Source organism: Aeromonas sp. s6 (assembly GCF_040907815.1).
GTDB lineage: Bacteria > Pseudomonadota > Gammaproteobacteria > Enterobacterales > Aeromonadaceae > Aeromonas > Aeromonas caviae.
This window is the reverse complement of sequence record NZ_JBFOCN010000036.1, coordinates 1-16,376: the sequence shown is the minus strand read 5'-3', so window position 1 is coordinate 16,376 and position 16,376 is coordinate 1. Positions and strand designations below refer to the sequence as shown.

Genomic DNA, 16,376 nt, shown 5'->3' with positions numbered 1-16,376 from the left:
CCGCTTGCCGCTCACGAAATTACAGAATGACCAGTTGGCCCTGGATCGCGCCCGCCTGCTGCAGCGCCTCCAGGATCGCCATCAGATCCCCGGGGGCGACCCCCACCTGGTTCACCGCCCGCACCAGATCGTCCAGGGTCGCGCCGGTATCGAGCTTGAACATCCGACCGGGATCCTGCTGCACGTTGATGGTGGAGTTGTTGGTGACCGCCGTCTGCCCGCCAGCGAGCGGATTGGGTTGGGAGACCTGCTGGTTCTCGGCGATGGTGACCGTCAGCCCACCGTGGCTGATGGCCGCCGGGCGCAGCTTGACCTCGCTGCCGATGACGATGGTCCCGGTGCGCGAATTCACGATGATCTTGGCGGACTCGCTCGCCGGGTCCACTTCCAGGTTCTCGATGGTGGAGAGGTAGGAGACCCGCTGGGCCGGATCCCGCGGCGCGAATACCTTGATGGAGGTAGCGTCCATCGCCTGGGCGGTGTTCGGACCCACCAGATCGTTGACCACGTCCGCCAGACGGCGGGCGGTGGTGAAGTCCGGCCGGTTCAGGTTGAAGGTGATGGTGTCGCCCTGGCTGAAGGAGTTGGGAACCTCCCGCTCCACGGTCGCCCCGTTGGCGATACGCCCCACTGTGGGCGTGTTCACCACCACCTTGGAGCCGTCCGCCCCTTCGGCCCCGAGGCCACCGACCACTAGGCTGCCCTGGGCCACCGCATAGACGCGGCCATCCAGTCCTTTCAGGAAGGTCTGGAGCAGGGTGCCGCCACGCAGGCTCTTCGCCTCGCCGATGGCGGAGACGGTGACGTCTATGGTCTGACCCGGCTTGGAGAAGGGGGGCAGATCCGCGTGGATGGCCACCGGCGCCACGTCCTTGATCTTGGGCTTGATGTTGTCAGGCACCTTGATGCCGAAGTTGTTGAGCATGGTCCTGAAGGTCTGCTCGGTGAAGGCGTTGTTCTTCTCCCCCGTGCCGGGCAGGCCCACCACCAGACCGTAACCGATAAGCTGGTTGCTGCGCACTCCTTCCACCGAGGCGAGGTCCTTGATGCGGGATGCGTGCGCCAGCCCGAAGGGCAGCAGGCAGCACAGCAGGGCAAGCAGACGGAATCGGTTCATGACATCTCCTAACAAAACCTTCCTGTTCCAGGGCCCGTGAACACCCCGGACTCTTGAGTCTTAAATGGGCCACCAGGGGCCGTTGAAGAAGCTGGTGAGCCAGCCCTGTTCCTGGGTGTTCGCCAGATCCCCGGTACCGCCGTAATAGATACGCGCATTGGCCACCCGCTGGGAGGAGACGCTGTTTTCCGAGCTCACGTCCTCCGGGCGCACCAGACCGGTGATACGGATGTATTCGTTGCCATTGTTGAGCATGATCCACTTCTCGCCGCGCACCAGCAGGTTGCCGTTTGGCAGTACCTTGACCACGCTGACCGAAATGTTGCCCTGCAGGCTGTTGCTCTGATCCGCCTTGGCCTGCCCCTTGAAGGCACTGTTCTGGCCGATGGAGGCCGACAGATCGTAGGGCCCCGCCGTGACCGGCACGCCACCCAGGGTGACGGGGTCGAGCGCCAGCTTGTTGTCCTTGCCGCTCTGGGTGTTGGCCTTTTTCGACGCCGAGGTCGACTCCGCCAACTGGATGGTGATGATGTCACCCACCCGGTGCGCCTTGATGTCCGAGTAGATGCCGTTGACCTGCTCGGGCTGGAAGATGGCGCCGGTCGGGCGCACCGACACCGGCTCCGACTCCCCGTAGACGGGGGCGAAATCCGGGTCATCCGGTTTGGCGGTATTGGGGGTACTGGTGCAACCCGCCAGGGTCAGCAGTCCCAGCATCCATATGGCTTTCATCATGGCACTCCTTTCATCAGGTCCGCTGGGTCAGGAAGGACATCATGGAGTCGACGGCGGAGATGACCTTGGAGTTCATCTCGTAGACCCGCTGAGCTTGGATGAGATTCACCAGCTCCTCGGTCACGTTGACGTTGGAGGTCTCCAGCATCCCCTGCTTGATCACCCCCAGCCCGTCCGCGCCGGCAGTCCCCTGAATGGGGGCGCCGCTGGACTGGGTCTCGAGGAAGAGGTTCTCCCCCATGGGCTGCAGGCCGGTGGGGTTGACGAAGTCCGTGGTGTTGATCTGGCCCACCACCTGGGACTGGCCATCCCCCTTGAGCTGGACGGAGACCTGGCCATCCTCCCCCACGGTGACGCTCTGGGCGTTCTCGGGGATCTGGATCTCCGGTTGCAACGGGTAACCGTTGCCCGGGGTGACGATGGTCCCCTCGTCGTTCAGGGTGAACTGGCCGTTGCGGGTATAGGCGGCGCTGCCATCGGGCAGCTGGATTTCGAAGTAGCCGCGGCCGCTGATCATCAGATCAAGGGAGTTGTCCGTGGTCTGGACGTTGCCCTGACTGTGGTTTTTCTGGGTGGCGACCACCTTGGCCCCCGCCCCCAGCATCAGGCCGGAAGGGAGCTCGGTGTCCGCCGAGGAGCGACCGCCAGGCTGGTTGATGTTCTGATAAAGCAGATCCTCGAAGATGGCCCGCGCCTTCTTGTAGCCCACGGTGCTGGCGTTCGCCAGGTTGTTCGAGGTGACCGAGATGTTGGTCTGCTGGGCATCGAGGCCGGTCTTGCTGATCCAGAGTGCAGGATTCATGGGGTGCTCCTTGATTAGCTGATACGCAGCAGCTGGGTTTGTGCCTCGTCGTTCTCCTCGGCGGTCTTCATGATCTTGACCTGAGTTTCAAACTGACGTTGCAAGCGAATAAGGTTGGTCATCTCGTCGACCACGTTGACGTTGCTCCCCTCAAGGGAGCCGGCGATCAGGCCCACATCCGCAGACGCGGCCTCATTCTGGCCATCCTTGCGGCGAAACAGGCCGTCCTGGCCTTTCTCCACCGCATCTGCCGCCGGGTTGACCAGCTTGATACGCTGGAAATCTTCCGGCAGGTTGGCGGCTGCCCCCTCGGGACGGCCGCTGATGGTACCGTCACGATTGATCTCGATCTTCTCCATGGGCAGGGGCAGCACGATGGGCTGACCGGCATCATCCACCACATTCAGACCGGTGGAAGTCTGCAGATTGCCGGTGGCATTGAGCTGCAGGTTGCCCATGCGGGTATAGGCTTCCGCGCCATTGGGATCCTGCACCGCAATCCAGCCCGGCCCATCGACGGCAACGTCAAGATCCCGCCCCGTGGTCTGCAGCAGGCCGTGTTGCAAGTTCTGGCCCGGCCGCTCGGTCATGGCGAACACCCGCGTGGGCAGCCCTTCGCCAAACGCCTGCATGCTGCGCGCCTGCTCGAAGTCAGACTTGAAGCCAATGGTGTTGGCGTTGGCCAGGTTGTTGCCACGAACAGCCAGGCTGTTCATGTTCTCCTTGGCCCCGGACATGGCGATGTAAAGCAGGTGATCCATGGGATCCTCCGTCAAACAGATGACTCTCACAGCTCAACTGCAAGTTGAATGCCAAGAGAGATGACGAAGATGGCATGAAAGGAGGAAATGAGGCGGGACGGAAATGACAAGGGGCGCCGAAGCGCCCCTGCCAACTACCCGCCGTCTTAGCGGATCTGCAGTATGTTCTGCTGCAGGGAGCTGTTCACTTCCAGGGAACGGGAGTTCGCCTGGAAGTTGCGCTGGGCAGTGATGAGATCGACCAGCTCGGTGGTGAGGTCCACGTTGGACTGCTCCAGCGCCGACGACTTGATGGAGCCGAACGTGCCGGAGTTCGGGGTGCCGGGCAAGGCATCGCCAGAGAGCAGGGACTGGCGCCAGGAGGTGTCGCCGACCTGGGTCAGCCCCTGAGAATTGGCAAACTTAGCCATGGCCACCATGGCAACCTTGACGGTGGTGGCATTACTGTAGGTTGCCGATATGATGCCATCTCCCGTAATTTCGACCTTCGTCAAGCGACCGACAGTGGAGCCATCCTGGGTCAATTGGTTGACTTCAAAAGGTGAAGCGTACTGTGTCACGGTACCGAGCTTGAGCTCGATATCCTGAGTGCCATCGGCACCATTAGTAATAATGCCGGCGCCTGGAGTGCCCAAGGGTTCGGTCTTAATGACCTCAGGACTAGTAGGTGTCTGCATTCTTCCAGAAGCATCAAAAGTGACACGCGCACTCAGAGGTGCTTGACTTAGGCCAGTTGCCATTGCCGTCGCTTGACCGCCAACAATATCAATGGGTTTATCACCTTCATAAAGGTACATACGCCAAGCAGTAGGTACAGTCGCCTTGCTTGGATCTGTAGAATCTGCCTCCTTGACAAAATACTGCGTGATAGTGTGCGGCTCACCAAGGGAGTCATATGCAACCACAGATGTTGATGAGGAATATGTAGTTGAATCTTTTGGATCAAACTTGGAATATGTGCGGGCGATACCGTCCTGGTTCAATTGGTTAACTTTGTATGGTGATGCCGATTCGCTTACCGCATCGAACTTGAACTCAACAACCTGAGACTCATTAGCACCATTCATGTTAATGCCAGCACCAGGAACAGCACTCGGCGGGTTGGGAGTTCCTAAAGGTACTGTTTTTAATTCAGCAGGAACCGTACCAGTCATAGTGCCAGAAGTATCGAAATTAATTCGCGCAAACTGCTGTGGGGTTCCCGCATCATTAATATTTATAGGAGTCGTCCCTTGGAAGAGGTACATACGCCAAGTTGCAGGTACTGCAGACTGAGTGGGATTTGCTGGATCTGCGTCCTTGGCAAAGTACTGAGTAATTGTGTGCTTCTCTCCAAGTGAGTCATAGACATCAGTAGTAGTTTGCATTGAATAAGTGCTGGGATCATTCGGGTCAAATGCCAAACCAGGATTAATGACATTAGCGCTAGAGTCCAAATTAAAACTGCTATTAACCTGAGAAGTCATCAATGGGTCTGCACCACTGGCTTTTGGTGTCGAGGTGGTGGGTAGATTAAAACTGGCATTGACTTGTGATGTCTGTACAGGCTCTCCGGCACGATCAGGGATCTGAATTGGCCGAGTTGCAGTAATGCTAACTGCTTTTGGGGTGCCATCGGCGTTGATCTCGTATCCCTGCAAGTAGCCACCTGAATTGCTCACCATATAGCTGTTTTCATTGAGCTTGAAGGCGCCCGCACGGGTGTAGGTGCGATCCAGGTTGGTCAGGCCGTCCGAGGTCACGAAGAAGCCGTTGCCCTGGATGGCAAGATCCAGCGCGTTGTTGGTGAATTGCAGCGCGCCCTGGTGGAACTGCTGAGCCACAGCGCCAGTCGCCACACCGTTGCCGACCTGGGTCTTGGCGTTGACGAAGATAGAATTGGCGTAGACGTCGGCAAACTCGGCACGGGACTCCTTGAAGCCGGTGGTATTGACGTTGGCAATGTTGTTCGCGGTGACGTTCAGGTCTTTTTGAGCCGCATTGATGCCGCTGAGGGCATTGTTGAATGACATGTCTTTCTCCTTAGATCACTGCGTTAGAGGACGAAGCCGACTGGGTGGTGGTCTTGCCGGTCGTCGCGCCAATTTCCAATACATCGGTCAGGTAGATGCCGCCCAGTCCCTTGAGTTTGAGGGTGCTGGGGTTGGTGCTCGTTCCCAGGGTGACGCTCTCCACCTTGGCGTAAGTCAGGGCGGGGATACTCTCCGACTTGCCGTCGACGGTGGCATGCGCCTCTATCGAATACTTGCCGCTCTTGGCCTCGTTGCCGGACTTGTCCTTGCCATCCCATTCGAAGGCCACGTTCCCCTTGTGGCTCCCTTCAATGGCGAACTCCCTGATGACCTGGCCGCTCTCGTCCTTCACCGTCACCTTAATGTTGCTGCCGCCATCGCCGGTGGCGATGACCCCCGTGAGGGTGCCCCCCTTCTCCACGTAACCCGTGTTGGACGGGATCAGCACGTTCTGCCCCACCAGCGCGGAGGCCTGCAGCGCCTGGCTGGAGGTCATCAGGCTGTTGAGGCTCTCCATCTGGGTGGAGAGGCTGCTGATCCCCTGAGACGTTGACATCGAGGTCATCTGGGAAAGCATCTGGGCGTTGTCCACCGGTTTGAACGGATCCTGATAGGAGAGCTGCATGGTCAGCAGTTTCAGGAAGGACTCCTGATCCAGCTCCTTTTTCTGGGTACTGGTGTTGACCGTACTGGTCTGGGCCGACGTCGTCCGGTTGACGCCCAGCAGGCTGTCATAGGTATCTGCCACTTATGCTCCCCCCTCTAGGGCGTGCCCACTGGGCCGATTGTTGCCGCCTGGCAGGCGATCACGGGTCACTCTCATCCGGGTTCACCTCTGTCAGGACTTGCCCAGACCCAGGGTCTGCTGCAACATTTTCTTGGCCGCATCGGCCACCTGGACGTTGGTCTGGTAGCTGCGCGACGCCGCTATCATGTCCGCCATCTCTTCCACCATGTTGACGTTGGGCTTGAAGATGAAGCCATCCTTGTCCGCCATGGGGTGATTCGGGTTGTACTCCTTGAGCAGGGGCGCATCACTCTCGACGATGCCCTTCACATCCACCCCGACCGAGGCCTGCTTGTCGGTCATGGCCTGATCCAACTGGGCGGCAAAGACTGGCCGCCTGGCGTGGTAAGTTTTTTCCACGCTGGAGCTGACGCTGTCAGCGTTGGCCATGTTGCTCGCCACCGTGTTGAGGCGAACGGACTGCGCGCTCATGGCTGAGCCTGCAATGTCAAAGACCTTGAACAAACTCATCCTTGCTCTCCTTTCAGTGCCTTGAGCAGGCCGCTTATCTTGCTGTTCATGAATTCAAGAGAGGCCTGGTATTCAAGGCTGTTGCGCAGGAACTCGCTGCGCTCCTGCTGTACGTCCACCGTGTTGCCGTCACCGGTATCCGGTTGCAGGGGATTGCGGTACTGGGTCGTGCCCGGGGAATCCATCTGCAAGGCGAAGTGCTTCTCGCTGGTAGTGCTGAGCCCGAACCCTTGCTGGCCCTGGGCATCCTGCAACGCTTGTGAGAAGTTGATGTCACGGGCCTTGAAACCCGGCGTATCCGCATTGGCGATGTTGCTGGACAACACCTCGGCACGCTTGGCGCGCACGCTCAGCGTGTACTGATGAACACCAAATGCCTTGTCGAATGAAATTGCCATAGCACACCTCCTGCTTCATGGATATTTAGCAAGAGGTGTGCCAAGAGGGTATTGAGCGGGGTTATTTGACCTTGTAGACGATGCCGGGGTTGCAGCGGATCATCTCGAACTTATCGGTGAGGCCAGCCAGAGACTCGGAGGCCCCCAGCATCAGGTAGCCGCCAGGATTGAGGCTGCTGGCGAACTGGTTGAGGATCTTGGATTTCACTTCGGGCGCAAAGTAGATGAGCACGTTGCGACAGAAGATGATGTCAAACTTGCCGAGCAGGCTGTAGCTCTCCAGCAGGTTGAGGGGACGGAAGCTGGTCAATTTTCTGACACGCTCCACCACCCGCATCTTGTTGTCGCCATAGGGTTCGAAAAAGAGTCGCTTGCGCTCGGGGGAAAGCCCGCGAGCCAGTGCAAGGCTATCGTAGATCCCTTCCTTACACTGGTTCAGCATGGTGCTGGATATATCGGTCCCTACTATTTGCACCCCGCCCGGCATGCTACCCGGCCGTTTAACTTGCTGCTCCAGCGCCGTCATGGCGATGGAGTAGGGCTCCTGTCCGGACGAAGAGGCGGCAGACCATATCTTGATGGTGCGACCGCTCTTACCAAGCTCCGGGAAAATCTTGTCACTCAATAACTGGAACGGATAGGTATCGCGAAACCACAAAGTCTCGTTGGTGGTCATGGCATCGATCACTGCCATCTTGAGTTCCCGCTCGCGCACGCTCATCGCCCGGGTGACCAGATCAGACAGACTCTCGATACCAAACTGAGTCATCAAGGGCGACAGGCGGCTTTTAACCAGATACTGTTTGTTGTCACCCAGTACTATGCCGCTCTGTTGTGCCAGAAAATTGCTGAATTGCCTGTATAAGTCGTCCGAAAGTGTCTTCATGCAGTTGTTCTTCTTGATTAGAGAGCGCCTTGTACGGCCTTGGCCAATTCATCCGGCTGGAATTTGGCAATGAAATTGTTCGCTCCGACTTTCTGCACCATGGCCTGATTGAACACCCCACTGAGGGAAGTGTGCAGGATAACATGCAAATCCTTGAGGTTGGGATTGTTGCGGATCTCGGCGGTGAAGGTATAACCATCCATCTCCGGCATTTCAATATCTGAAATAACCAATGCAATCTGATCATGTATGGGGCCATTTTTGGACATCTCCAACAACATGTTGAGCGCTTCCCGTCCATCCTTGGCCAGCACGCACTGCACCCCGATAGCCTCCAGTGCACGTTGTACCTGCTTGCGCGCAACCGAAGAGTCGTCCGCAACCAGCACGGGACGCCCGTGAGGATTGCGCTCCACGCTTGCTTCCACCAATTCGGTGGACACCTCAGTGGAGACCGGCGAAATCTCGTTGAGAATGCGCTCCACGTCCAAGATCTCCACCAGCTCGCCATCTACCTCGGTCACTGCCGTCATGTAGTTGATGCGACCAGCCCCTTTGGGTGGCGGCAGAATGGACTCCCAGTTCATGTTGATGATGCGCTCGACCGAGTGGACCAGGAACCCCTGAATGGAGCGGTTGTACTCGGAGATGATGATGAAGCACTTGGAGAGATCCTGGATGGGGCGCTTGCCCATCGCCATGCTGAGATCGATCACCGAGATGGTCTGGCCACGGATATGTGCCACGCCGCGAATGCAGGAGTTGAGCTTGGGCATGACGGTCAGAGGGGGACACTGCAGCACCTCGCGTACTTTGAATACGTTGATGCCAAATCTTTGACGTCCATTGAGACGAAACAGCAGCAGCTCCAGCCTATTTTGTCCCACTAATTGGGTTCGCTGGTTAACCGAGTCCAGAACACTCGCCATAAACACTCCCTAAAAATGCTTGGCACTGATCGTGCATATCATTATGCATGCACATTGGCTTACATCAGACCATCGTTGTTTCAACAACAGAATAATTCTGGAGCAAGCATAGTTAACTACGGTGGTATACGTGAATAACTTATCGACCGGTAAGCAAAAATGATTAGTAGACTTTTCCTTATCTTACTGCCGTTTTGCAGTCTGTCTCACGCCATGGCGTCCGAGGTCACCGACTATCTGCAAGAACAGGCACAGGCGTTCGTGCTCGACCAGCTCGATATTCCCCTCGATGCACAGGCCGACGTCAAGGCCGGCACCATTGACGAGCGCCTCCCCCTCACGCGCTGCGAAGATGCCCTCACCATTTCCCTCCCCGCCAGGATGGAGATCCGTCGCAACACCACCGTCTACCTCAAGTGCGAGGGAGATAAATCCTGGGATCTCTATCTCCCTGTCCGGGTCAGCATCCAGAAACCCTATGTCACCGTCGCCGTCCCGGTTGCCAAGGGAGACATCCTGAGCGAACCGATGCTGACCTTGGCATACCAGGACCAAACCCTGATCCGTGGCGACTACCTTACCGATCCGACCGCACTCATCGGGGTACGTAGCAAACGTGAGCTCAAACCGGGCCAGCCAATCAGACTGACCCAGGTCTGCGTGGTCTGCAAGGGGGACCAGGTCACCCTGAGTGCTGAAAACAGCAGCATGCAGATCAAAACCATGGCCCGCGCCTTGCAAGATGGCAGCTTCGGAGACATGATCCGGCTTGTCAACACGCGCTCGGGCAGAACGGTGCAAGGCCAGGTCAGTGCAGTGGGCTCCGTGGTCGTGACATTCTGACACAGGAATGCACTGCGCAATTTTTTTCTAAAGTTCTGACCGCCGTCACCGATACACAGGTAAGCGAACAGTAAAGCAGACGAAGGTAAACCTTATGGCTATCAACAATATCAACAACTTGGCTAACAACCGCCTGCAAAACAGCGGCAGCAGTCAAGGTGTAGCCACCAAGCCGGCGACCTCCAGCGAGGGCAGCCGTGCGACCACCGTCAAGAGCGACTCTGTCTCCTTGACCAGTGAGGCGCAGCAATTGCAGCAGATGCAGAAGACCCTCAACACCGCCTCCACCGGTAACGAGAGCCGCGTCGAGAGCCTGAAGAAGGCCGTGGCCAGTGGGGAGTACAAGGTCAACAGCGAAACCGTGGCCAGAAAGATGTTCAGCTTTGAAGCCGATCTGGATAAACGGTTGGGATGATGGACCTCCCTTCGCTGCTGCGCGCTCAGGACGACAACCTCTCCCAGATGCAAGGCTTGCTGGCAGAGGAGTTCGACCTCCTCAAGGCTCACCGGGCCCTTGCCTTGCCGGCACTCGCCGATCGCAAGCAGCAACTGCTGGTGGCCATCGAGACGCTGGACAAGACTCTGGCGGAGCTACCCGACCTGAAGCAACAGCTGAGCGCCTTCCCGACCCAATTGCAGGCCCTTCAAGCCAAGCTGGAAGCCTGCCAGGAGCAGAACAATCTCAACGGACGTCTGCTCGAACTCAGTATTGTCTCCAATCGCCGTCTCGCCAGCTTCCTCAGCAAGCTCAGAGACAGCAGCTCCCTGACCTATGACGCCAAAGGCAATACCCGCTCAGGCACCCGCTCTTTCGGGATCAAGGCCTGATCTCCTCTCCCCCTTCGGGCTTCCTCTCCTTTTGGGCCCCTAGTCAGAGCACCAGCTGCATCAGGGTTTCTCCATCCTTGCAGGCATGAATGCTCATGCGGCCCTCGTGATATCGCCCATAACTGGCCACCCACTCGCCCCTTGGAAAACAGATAGACCCCGGGTTCATCAGGATCATCTCTCCTTCCTGACATAGCACAGGCACATGGGTATGACCGCTGATGAACAGGCTCCCTGCAGGCAGGGGCACGTTGCTGGGCTCATAGAGATGACCGTGGCTGACAAACCAACGCCGCCCATCCACCAGTAGCTGGTTGTAGGGCGCCGTGATGGGGAAGTGGAGCAGCATCTGGTCCACCTCCGAATCGCAATTGCCACGCACCGCCATGATGCGGGGGGCCAGCTGGTTGAGCCTTGCAGCCACGGCAGCAGGATCATACCCCGCCGGCACCGGATTGCGCGGCCCGTGATTGAGCAGATCCCCGAGCAGCAGATAGTGATCAGGCTGCCAGGGAGCGAGTTGCGCCAGCACCTGCTCGAGGGCAGTCAGACTGCCGTGCAGATCCGAGATAATAGCAATCTTCATTCCACACTCCTCATGGCTGGCTGAAATAGAGATCCTTGGTGGCGATGGCGCCCTTGAGGTTGCGGCTCGGCAAGCCGCGCAGTGCCGGGTCCACCAGTCTCATCTGGTTGTAGTGATAGACGGGGATGACGGGCACCTCCTCCATCAGCAGTTGCTCGGCCTGATGATAGATCCCGGACCTAACGTTGGCATCCAGGGTCTCGGAGGCCTGCTGCAGCAGACCATCGAAGACGGGGTTGCAGTAGCCGCTCTCGTTCTGGGGATCCTGGCAGCGGAAACTGCCAAGCATGGACGACGGCTCGACATAATCACCAAACAAAAATGAACGAGCCAGCATGAAATCACCACTGTTCTTGGCCACCTGATAAGCATTCCACTCCATGTTGTTGAGGGAGACTTCTACCCCCAGCGGTTTCCACATGGCCGCCACCGCCAGAGCCAGCTTCTTGTGGTTCTCCGACGTGTTGTAGGTCAGTGTCAACCTGAGAGGATGGGCGCTGTTGTAGCCTGCCTGGGCCAACAGCGCGGCTGCGCGGGCCAACCGAGTTGACTGGTCTTCCCGGGAGAGGGGGATATCCAGTTCGTCATAACCTGGCATGGCGGGCAGCAATGACCAGGCAGGACGTTCTCCCTGGCCGCTCACCTTCTCGGTCAGCAGGTAGCGATCAATGGCCATGGAGAGCGCTTGGCGCACCCGCACATCCTGCAATTCAGGGAGATTGAGATTGAAGGTATAAAGATAGGTGCCAAGCAGCGGCAAACCCCAGATCCGCTCCGGTGCCTCCTGCATGGTCTTCTGGTAGTACTCCAGCGCCACCTTGTTGGTGAGCTGGATCTCCCCCGCTTCGTAACGCAGCCGCTCCCCATGCTGGGAAGCGAGCGGCAGGTAGGTCACCCGCTGGATCCGGGTATGGGCGTCATCCCAGTACTGGGGGTTGCGCTCGGCTTCGATGCGCTCGTTCACCACCCAGCTCGCCAGCTTGTAAGGGCCATTGCTCACCATCTTGCCTGGCTGGGTCCACTGCTTGCCAAACTGGGTGATGACCCGTTCGTTGACCGGCACGAAGGGACGCTGGCTGACCAGTTGCAGGAAATAGGGAACGGGACGCTCCAGGGTCACTTTCAGGATCTGGTCGCTTTCTGCCTCCACCCCCAGGGCATCGAGATCGAGCGCACCGGCATAAATGGACTGGGCATTGTTGATGCCGGTCGCCAGCAACAGGCCAGCGGAGGGGGAAGCCTGCGCCGGATTCAGCAGCCGCCGCCAGGCGTAGACGAAATCCCGGGCTGTGAGGGGCTCGCCGTTGGACCATTTGAGCTGGGGACGCAGAAAGAAACGCCACACCAGTCCATCCTCGCTGGTCTCCCAGCGCTGGGCCTGGGCGGGCACTATCATGCCCTGTCCATCCTCGCTCACCAGCCCCTCGAACAGGTCCACCAGCACCACCTCCCCTGGGAAGCCGGAGCGGATCAGGGCCGGATCGAGGGACTCGGGTTCGGCGCCATTGCCTTTGACCAGGGTTTGTCTATCTGAAATGTAAGTCTGCTCAACCACGCTACTAGCCAGTGACGGCGGCACCGCCATCAACCCAAGCAGTAAGGGAGATAGCCAGCGACGGGCTGGCCTGACGGCGAAACGGTAAAACATACATTAACCTCGTTCAATTCTTTTGACTGCAATAGGGAGAAGGCCGGCGGCGCGCCTGGAACCGAATGCATCATGCCGCGCTTGTTATCCCCGAAGACGGCCCGTATTGTATCGGGCCTGCCCGATAGAGGGAGTCTTCCGGGCTATTTTTTTCATGGTTTTATGACGACATAGCGGCCACGGGTGCGTGCGACAGCAAGAAGGCACGCTCCCCTGCCCCGTAAGCAATCGGCCCGGGGTGATATGTCGCCTGTAGGTCCGGTTGTCGTCTACCGTTTCAGGGGTCTTTATGGGTTACGAATGGTTGGCGCTGGCTGCCGCCAGTTTATGGGCGATCGCCGCCCTCATCTCCGTCAAACCGGCTCGCCATCTGGGGGCCTTTGCCTACAGCCGCTGGCGGATGTTCCTGGTCAGCCTGATGCTGGCCAGCGCAAGTCTGGTGACGGGAGGCTGGCAGACCCTCACCGAGAGCGCCCTTCCCCTGCTGGCCCTCTCCGGCCTCATCGGCATCTTCGTCGGCGATACTGCCCTCTTTGCCTGCATGAACCGACTCGGCCCCAGGCGCAGCGGTCTGCTCTTCTCCTGCCACGCCCTCTTCTCCGCCCTGCTTGGGCTCTGGCTCTTTGGCGAGCGGCTCGATGGTTGGCGCCTGCCAGGCGCCTTGCTGGTCCTGGCCGGGGTCATGCTCGCCATCCTGTTTGGTCGTCGTGGCGACAACCTGCAGAACGAATGGGAGCAGGTGCGCGGCCGCCTCGTGGTCGGCATAGCCCTTGGCCTCACCGCAGCCCTGTGCCAGAGCCTCGGAGCCATCATCGCCAAGCCGGTGATGATGAGCGGCACCGTGGACGCGGTGAGCGCTTCCGGCGTGCGCATGGGCAGCGCACTCTTGGCACACTGCGTCTTGCGGGCACTGCGCCTGCCGCTCGCCATGCCGCACAACCCAATCAACCGGCAGGTGCTCGGCATGATAGGCATCAACGGATTTCTGGCGATGACGCTGGGAATGACCCTGATCCTGGTGGCCCTGCGTCAGGGAGATGTGGGCATGGTGGCCATCTTGTCTTCCACCACACCGGTCATTCTGCTGCCCTTGCTGTGGTGGCACTCGGGGATGCGTCCCTCGCTCCCCGCCTGGGCCGGAGCCCTGCTCGCCACCCTGGGCACGGCCCTGGTGCTGGGAATGGGGAACTGAGCCCCGTCTCTCCTGCAAGAAGGAAGGACCAACACGCCCATCGGCGGCACTGAGCCGCCGATGCTCCCTCGTACCGGACAGGGAGAGAGGCGATCGCGCCCCTAGAACAGGGCCACTTCCTCTTCGGTCAGCTCCCGGTATTCCCCCGGTGCCAGCTCATCGTCCAGAGCCAGATCGCCGATGCGTTCCCGATGCAGTCCGACCACCTTGTTGCCGATGGCGGCGAACATCCGCTTCACCTGGTGATACTTGCCCTCGTGGATGGTCAGGCGTGCTTCCCGATCGTCCAGGATTTCCAGCTCCGCAGGGCGGGTCTTGTCGTTCTCGTTGCGCAGGTAGATACCGTCGGCAAAGAGCGAGATGGCCTCTTCACTCACGGGATCAGCCAGCCAGACGTGGTAGGTCTTCGCACACTCGTGCCGGGGCGACGTGATGCGATGGGACCACTGGCCGTCATCGGTGATCAGCACCAGCCCGGTGGTATCGAGATCGAGGCGCCCCACCACGTGCAGTTTACCCATGGCCGGCTCGTCGAGCAGGTGGAACACGGTGGCGTGATCCGGGTCCTCGTTGGAGCAGACATATCCTTCCGGCTTGTGCAGCATGAAGTAGCGATTCTGCAGGTTCAGGGTCAAGGTCACACCGTCAAACTCGATCTGGTGTTGCTCATTGATGTGAAAGGCGGGCTGCTTGACCAGCACGCCGTCTACCAGCACTTCCCCCTGACGGATCAGCTTGCCCGCCTGGGAACGGGTCAAATCGGAGCAATCGCAAAGAAATTTGTCGAGCCGCATGCAAAAACCTCGGAATCCATCATGATTGGGGGCGACATTATATCGGTCAGACCCGACAACACCAGTACTAAGCGACAGGGACTCAATATGGCGCCTGACGCCATGATGTGCCAGTGATAGACTGCCGTCAGCAGACCGACATCACACATAATAATAAGCCCAGGATGTACCCATGAAGCCGACGAAGTCTCACCCCGTCATCCCCGTCAGCCAGTTGAAACCTGGCATGTATGTCATTGCCATTGCCAGCCAGACCGGCGCCATGGAAATTGCCCAGACGGGCATGGTGACCAACCCTCAACAGGTGGAGGCGCTGATCCGGCGCGGCGTGCTGACGGTGCGGGTGGATCTTGCCCGCAGCAAGCTGCCGGGAGGGGGCACGGCAAGCCCGGCGGATGCGGTGACAAACGGGGCGGGCTCCTCTCGTCAGATCGGCAGTGGTGAAGGGCGCGAGCTCAAGATCCGTCGGCTCTATCAGGAAGCGCGCGAACTCCAGGGCAAGTTCATTCGCCATCTCAAGGCCGGTGAGCCCATCGACATCACGCCCCTTGCCGCCGTGGCCGAAGAGATGGTCGATACCATGTTCACCCACGGCGATGCCATGCTCTGTTTGGCGCGGATCCGTGCCAAGGATGCCTACCTGATGGAGCACTCCATGAATGTCGCCATCCTCCTGGCGAACTTCGGCCGCTATCTGGGGCTGGATCGCAGCGTGCTCAAGGAGCTGACCCTGGGTGGCCTGCTCCACGACGTGGGCAAGATCATGACCCCGGACGAGGTGCTCAACAAACCGGGCAAGCTCACCGATGAGGAGCTGGAGGTGATGCGCGAGCACGTCATCCACAGCCACGACATCCTGGCCGCCACCGCCGGCATCACCCCCATCATGCTGGAAGTCGCTTCCAATCATCACGAACGGATCGATGGCACCGGCTACCCGCGGCGCCTCAAGGGGGATCAGCTCTCCCTCTACACCCGCATGAGTGGCATCGTCGATGTCTACGATGCGGTGACGGCAGACAGGGTCTACAAACAAGGCATGCAGCCTACCCAGGCGTTTCGCATTTTGCTCAAGGGGGTTGATCTGCATTTTGATGCCGACCTGGTGACCAAATTCATCAAGTGCATGGGGGTCTATCCGGTGGGCACCCTGGTGCAGCTCTCCAACCAACGTTTGGCTGTCGTAATGCAACGCAATGAACAACAACCGCTCAAGCCCGTGGTCAAGGTGATCTATCACGCCGGTCGTCGACACTATCTCGATGTGCAGTGGCTGGATCTCGCTAAGAAAGGGGTTCAAGAGACCATAGAGAGCACGGTGGACCCCAAGGAGTTTGGCATCAACCTGGTCAACTTCGTCTAACCTGTCCGGCTTGTTGACGGCTGCTCGCGGCATTGACATCCTCCCCCACCTTAGCGCTTCGCGTCACAGGAGGGGGATTCCCATTACTGGGTGATAGCTGCTCGCGCAGTACCGGGTTCCTGCTTCATCGGGCGGCCTGATTGCACCACGCCTCCACAGGCTAAAACGGCGTGTCCCGCCGCTAAAATATTGCGAGCGCCGTTCACATCGGCGTTCGCCTCATA

General features: G+C 59.0%; 18 protein-coding genes. 5 read left to right on the top strand and 13 right to left on the bottom strand.

Annotation, left to right across the window (positions count from 1 at the left end):
• Positions 1–19 precede the first annotated feature (19 nt).
• From AB5Y50_RS05430 to AB5Y50_RS05385, 10 genes are all read right to left on the bottom strand, one after another.
• Positions 20–1,117, bottom strand: a complete 1,098-nt coding sequence (locus tag AB5Y50_RS05430; protein WP_010675288.1) for a flagellar basal body P-ring protein FlgI — start codon at positions 1,115–1,117, stop codon at positions 20–22.
• Positions 1,118–1,177: 60 nt separating this feature from the next.
• Positions 1,178–1,849 (bottom strand): flagellar basal body L-ring protein FlgH, encoded by a 672-nt coding sequence (flgH, locus tag AB5Y50_RS05425; RefSeq protein ID WP_010675289.1) that lies wholly within the window; start codon positions 1,847–1,849, stop codon positions 1,178–1,180.
• A 16-nt stretch (positions 1,850–1,865) separates the two neighbouring features.
• Positions 1,866–2,654 (bottom strand): flagellar basal-body rod protein FlgG, encoded by a 789-nt coding sequence (gene flgG, locus AB5Y50_RS05420; RefSeq protein ID WP_010675290.1) that lies wholly within the window; start codon positions 2,652–2,654, stop codon positions 1,866–1,868.
• A 14-nt stretch (positions 2,655–2,668) separates the two neighbouring features.
• On the bottom strand, positions 2,669–3,415 hold the full coding sequence (flgF, locus tag AB5Y50_RS05415; protein ID WP_042648967.1) for a flagellar basal-body rod protein FlgF: 747 nt from the start codon (positions 3,413–3,415) through the stop codon (positions 2,669–2,671).
• Positions 3,416–3,561: 146 nt separating this feature from the next.
• Positions 3,562–5,427 (bottom strand): flagellar hook protein FlgE, encoded by a 1,866-nt coding sequence (locus AB5Y50_RS05410; protein WP_290436344.1) that lies wholly within the window; start codon positions 5,425–5,427, stop codon positions 3,562–3,564.
• A gap of 10 nt (positions 5,428–5,437) precedes the next feature.
• Positions 5,438–6,175, bottom strand: a complete 738-nt coding sequence (locus tag AB5Y50_RS05405) for a flagellar hook assembly protein FlgD (RefSeq protein ID WP_102948625.1) — start codon at positions 6,173–6,175, stop codon at positions 5,438–5,440.
• 90 nt (positions 6,176–6,265) lie between these two features.
• The gene (gene flgC / locus AB5Y50_RS05400) at positions 6,266–6,685 is read right to left on the bottom strand and encodes a flagellar basal body rod protein FlgC (protein WP_053288338.1); all 420 of its coding nucleotides are present in this window, start codon (positions 6,683–6,685) and stop codon (positions 6,266–6,268) included.
• Complete coding sequence (gene flgB / locus AB5Y50_RS05395) at positions 6,682–7,083, bottom strand: flagellar basal body rod protein FlgB (protein WP_053288337.1); 402 nt, start codon at positions 7,081–7,083, stop codon at positions 6,682–6,684. The genes flgC and flgB overlap by 4 nt, the downstream gene beginning before the upstream one ends.
• A 61-nt stretch (positions 7,084–7,144) precedes the next feature.
• On the bottom strand, positions 7,145–7,969 hold the full coding sequence (locus AB5Y50_RS05390) for a protein-glutamate O-methyltransferase CheR (protein WP_052815061.1): 825 nt from the start codon (positions 7,967–7,969) through the stop codon (positions 7,145–7,147).
• 17 nt (positions 7,970–7,986) lie between these two features.
• Entirely contained in the window at positions 7,987–8,898 is a 912-nt protein-coding gene (locus AB5Y50_RS05385; protein ID WP_053288335.1) for a chemotaxis protein CheV, read from the bottom strand.
• Positions 8,899–9,135: 237 nt separating this feature from the next.
• On the opposite strand from AB5Y50_RS05385, the gene flgA reads away from it, so the two are divergent.
• The 3 genes from flgA (at position 9,136) to AB5Y50_RS05370 (ending at position 10,569) form a co-directional block, all read left to right on the top strand.
• The gene (gene flgA / locus AB5Y50_RS05380; protein WP_029314756.1) at positions 9,136–9,741 is read left to right on the top strand and encodes a flagellar basal body P-ring formation chaperone FlgA; all 606 of its coding nucleotides are present in this window, start codon (positions 9,136–9,138) and stop codon (positions 9,739–9,741) included.
• A 94-nt stretch (positions 9,742–9,835) separates the two neighbouring features.
• Positions 9,836–10,156, top strand: coding sequence for a flagellar biosynthesis anti-sigma factor FlgM (gene flgM, locus AB5Y50_RS05375; protein WP_069652526.1), 321 nt, complete (start codon positions 9,836–9,838; stop codon positions 10,154–10,156).
• The gene (locus tag AB5Y50_RS05370; RefSeq protein WP_052815062.1) at positions 10,153–10,569 is read left to right on the top strand and encodes a flagella synthesis protein FlgN; all 417 of its coding nucleotides are present in this window, start codon (positions 10,153–10,155) and stop codon (positions 10,567–10,569) included. Before flgM ends, AB5Y50_RS05370 begins: the two co-directional genes overlap by 4 nt.
• A gap of 43 nt (positions 10,570–10,612) precedes the next feature.
• On the opposite strand, the gene yfcE is transcribed toward AB5Y50_RS05370, so the two are convergent.
• Positions 10,613–11,155, bottom strand: coding sequence for a phosphodiesterase (gene yfcE / locus AB5Y50_RS05365; protein WP_069652525.1), 543 nt, complete (start codon positions 11,153–11,155; stop codon positions 10,613–10,615).
• A gap of 10 nt (positions 11,156–11,165) precedes the next feature.
• Entirely contained in the window at positions 11,166–12,803 is a 1,638-nt protein-coding gene (locus AB5Y50_RS05360; RefSeq protein ID WP_052814883.1) for a peptide ABC transporter substrate-binding protein, read from the bottom strand.
• A gap of 289 nt (positions 12,804–13,092) precedes the next feature.
• Between AB5Y50_RS05360 and AB5Y50_RS05355 the strand changes: the two genes are divergently transcribed.
• Positions 13,093–13,995 (top strand): DMT family transporter, encoded by a 903-nt coding sequence (locus tag AB5Y50_RS05355; protein ID WP_201873181.1) that lies wholly within the window; start codon positions 13,093–13,095, stop codon positions 13,993–13,995.
• Positions 13,996–14,096: 101 nt separating this feature from the next.
• Here the strand turns inward: AB5Y50_RS05355 and rsuA are convergent, their stop codons facing one another.
• A complete protein-coding gene (rsuA, locus tag AB5Y50_RS05350; protein ID WP_043153817.1) occupies positions 14,097–14,789 on the bottom strand; it encodes a 16S rRNA pseudouridine(516) synthase RsuA in 693 nt (230 codons plus the stop codon).
• Positions 14,790–14,961: 172 nt separating this feature from the next.
• Between rsuA and AB5Y50_RS05345 the strand changes: the two genes are divergently transcribed.
• A complete protein-coding gene (locus AB5Y50_RS05345; RefSeq protein WP_368162437.1) occupies positions 14,962–16,152 on the top strand; it encodes an HD-GYP domain-containing protein in 1,191 nt (396 codons plus the stop codon).
• The last annotated feature ends 224 nt before the right edge of the window (positions 16,153–16,376 follow it).